At 47.7% G+C, this 3,429-nt stretch carries 3 protein-coding genes and 1 pseudogene; all 4 read right to left on the bottom strand.

The annotated features are described in order from the left end of the window. On the bottom strand, positions 1 to 1,034 hold a 1,034-nt coding region (gene glnG / locus AB4653_RS08305), incomplete at its 3' end, for a nitrogen regulation protein NR(I) (RefSeq protein WP_372103799.1). Positions 1,035 to 1,144: 110 nt separating this feature from the next. Next, positions 1,145 to 2,221, bottom strand: coding sequence for a nitrogen regulation protein NR(II) (gene glnL / locus AB4653_RS08300; RefSeq protein ID WP_012602997.1), 1,077 nt, complete (start codon positions 2,219 to 2,221; stop codon positions 1,145 to 1,147). Between the two features lie 168 nt (positions 2,222 to 2,389). After that, a complete protein-coding gene (locus AB4653_RS08295; RefSeq protein WP_009848038.1) occupies positions 2,390 to 2,959 on the bottom strand; it encodes a DUF4124 domain-containing protein in 570 nt (189 codons plus the stop codon). Positions 2,960 to 3,199: 240 nt separating this feature from the next. Continuing rightward, positions 3,200 to 3,429, bottom strand: a pseudogene (glnA, locus tag AB4653_RS08290) (glutamine synthetase); the annotation flags it as partial.

Here is a 3,429-nt window from a genome sequence, read left to right as displayed (position 1 = left end):
TCTGGGTGTAGTGTCTTCACTTCTACGCCAAGCTCTTCAGCGGCTGATGCTAGGAAGTGGTGAGTCAGCTTTTCAATGTCCTGTTTACGTTCGCGCAGTGCCGGAATATGGATTCGGATAACGTTGAGTCGATGGAAAAGGTCTTCACGGAAACCACCGTCATGTACTAAGCGCTCAAGATCTTGGTGGGTTGCGGCAACGATACGAACATCGACCTTAACCGCAGAATGTCCACCTACGCGATAAAACTGGCCATCAGACAGCACGCGCAGTAGTCGAGTCTGAATATCGAGTGGCATGTCGCCAATCTCATCAAGAAACAGAGTACCCCCGTTGGCTTGCTCGAAGCGTCCTTGGCGAACACTGTTAGCACCGGTAAAGGCGCCTTTTTCGTGGCCAAACAGTTCTGACTCGATGAGATCTTTGGGAATCGCAGCCATGTTCAGGGCGATAAAGGGCTTTTTCGCTCTTGGGCTGTGACGATGTAAGGCGTGTGCGACTAGTTCTTTGCCTGTACCTGATTCACCATTGATTAGCACGGAAATGGATGACCGAGACAAACGACCAATGGCGCGGAAGACTTCCTGCATCGCAGGCGCTTCGCCAATGATTTCTGGCGCGTTGGTGTCTTCTACTGCTTCACTCGCCTGTTCTCGCTTTTGCTCTTGGCTGTGGGCGATTGCTCGTTCTACTAAAGTCAGTGTCTCATCGATATCGAACGGCTTAGGCAGATACTCAAAAGCGCCTTTTTGATAAGCATTGACCGCAGCATCAAGGTCTGAGTGCGCGGTCATAATGATCACTGGCAGGTCGGGAGAGCGTTGATGAACCTGATGCAAAAGCTCAATACCGTCAATGCCGGGCATGCGAATGTCGGACACCAAAACGTCTGGTGTCTCGCGCTCAAGAGCAAGTAATACGCTCTCTGCATCAGCAAATGTTTCACACTTTATATCCGCAGATGAAAGTGTTTTCTCTACTACCCAGCGGATAGAGCTGTCGTCATCGACGACCCAAACGTATCCCTTACTCATAATTCAAATCCTTTGCAGCCAAATCTATTGTGATAATCATTGTTGTTTTTATTGTTCGGTATTCAGTGTTGCCAATGAAACGTTGTTTCCAGTGGGAGACACAGCTTTGCTTATATCGGCAAATAAATCGTGAATGTGGTGTTGCCCGGCCAGCTTTCAACATCAATTTTCCCATTGTGTTGATCGATCAGGTTTTGAGATATCGATAGCCCTAGCCCTGTACCTCCTTCTCGTCCGCTGACCATTGGGTAAAACAGGGTGTCTTTCAATTCATCGGGGATACCCGGGCCGTTGTCGCAGATCTCAATGCGAGCGGCGAGTTTGTGTCGCTGACCATGAATGTTTGCTTGATGCACCGTTCTGGTGCGAATGGTGATTTTTCCTGATTCTTGAGCCTTCAGAATCTGAGCTGCGTTGCTCACTATATTGAGCATGGCTTGTTCTACCTGTGCTGAATCCATCAAGATGTCCGGTAGGCTCGGGTCGTAGTCTCGTTCGATGACGAGTGTTGAACCTGATTCTAGCTCGACGAGTTGCCTTACTTTTTCAAGTATTTGGTGAAGGTTCTCTTCCGATTTGGTCCCCGGTTTCTGTGGGCCAAGCAGGCGATCGACCAAAGCTCTCAGGCGGTCGGCTTGCTCAATAATGATCTGCGTATATTCATTAAGGGACTGATCAGGGAGCATTTTACCAAGTAGCTGCGCGGCTCCTCTTAATCCGCCCAATGGATTCTTAATCTCATGGGCTAATCCACGCACCAATAGTTTAGCCGCTTGTTGTTGTGCGTGTTGGTTGAGCTCTTGGCTGAGGCGTCTTTGTTGGTCTATCTTGCGCATCTCAACCAATAACAGCGTTTCTCGCTGCCAAGAGATTGGGCTCACTGTTACCTCAAGCATTAGTGGGCGGTTATCAACCACAAAGGTAACGTCGCTGTCTGTGATGCTTTGGCCACTTTGTAGCGGTTGAGTCAACAGCGCTAAATCCAGTGAGGCGTGCTGGATAAGTTGGCTCAGAGGGTGATCAACGATACGTCGTGCACTTTGCGAAAAGAGTTGTTCAGCCGCCGGGTTGGCGTATCGGACATACAGTTGCTCATCGAGCATCAATGTTGAGGTCACCATATTGTCGAGAATGGCGCTGGAAAGATGATGTGTATCTATGCTGTCGCTTTTGGCTGATCGATTCACTATTTCGTCCTTGAACTGGTGTTTTTCTCACTGCACCAAATTGGTGCGAAGCTAAGTTCAAGTATGGCGCATATCAACCAGAAGCTAAAGATAATTCATTAGAGTCGCTGAAAGCTGCTTCGATCAGGTGAAAAGTAGAGGTAATTTGGCCTCTTTTAACACATTGGCTTACTTGAGCGTCGCTCGATGTAAATACACGGTGACTGGACTAGTAGATGCAATAAGCTTGCCGCTTCTATGTGCTTGAATTGCAATGGTGTGAGTGCCTCGATCGATACCTTTCAATTCCCAATTAGGTTGGGTTTGTGGAGCGCCATAACGACGACCATCGAGCATCAATTGCAACTGCTCTCCAATACCAAGCTTGCGGTTGAGTTCTATTTTTATTGGGATTAAGCCACGGTTGCTGCGGATGGTTTGATCATGAACTGGAGTCAGCATGCTGAGGGCTAACTGAGCGGGTACCTCTCGTTTCGTGTTATCCGTTTTTTCCTGAGCTTGAACTGGTGTTGCCATTTTAGTTGTAGAGGGATCTGCAGCGTCAACAGGCGTTGAAGCCTCAAATTTAGGAGCAGGCGCGGAAGCTTGTACGTCAGGTAGGCGCAGAGCCTCCGCACCTTGATCGGTAGGGGTATCACTAAAGTGAAGCACACCATCCTCATCTTCCCAGGTGTACACCGTTTGAGCAGAGCACGAGAATGCGACTGTTAATCCGATTAGGAACAGTATGTTTTTCATATCGTTAGCCTCTTTTCACCGTTAGGTGTTTTCACGTTTGACGTTAGTTTTGTTATTGATTTTATTGTATTTATAGCAACAGCCTCTGAGGGCTTTTGTTTAAGATATGGTACGAGGAAGCTGGGGGAGGGAGAATAGAAAAAAGGCCCGCCTGCGAGGCGAGCCTAATATTTTTTAGTGCTTCTTACATGTTGCAATAGCTTTTATTGCAGTAAGAATTACATGCTAACCGACTAAGGATTAAACTGAGTAGTACAGTTCAAACTCAAGTGGGTGTGTAGCCATGTTCACGCGCTGTACGTCATCAGATTTCAGAGTGATGTAAGAATCGATGAAGTCGTCAGAGAATACGCCACCAGCAGTTAGGAACTCACGGTCTTCGTTAAGTGCTGCTAGAGCACCTTGTAGAGATTCTGCAACTGTTGGGATTTCAGCTGCTTCTTCTGCAGGAAGGTCGTATAGATCTTTAT

The sequence above is a fragment of the Vibrio sp. 10N.222.48.A3 genome, from assembly GCF_041475345.1.
GTDB classification, from domain to species: Bacteria; Pseudomonadota; Gammaproteobacteria; order Enterobacterales; family Vibrionaceae; genus Vibrio; species Vibrio tasmaniensis_A.
Note: the sequence above shows the minus strand (reverse complement) of the source record. Positions and strands in the feature narration are given on the sequence as shown.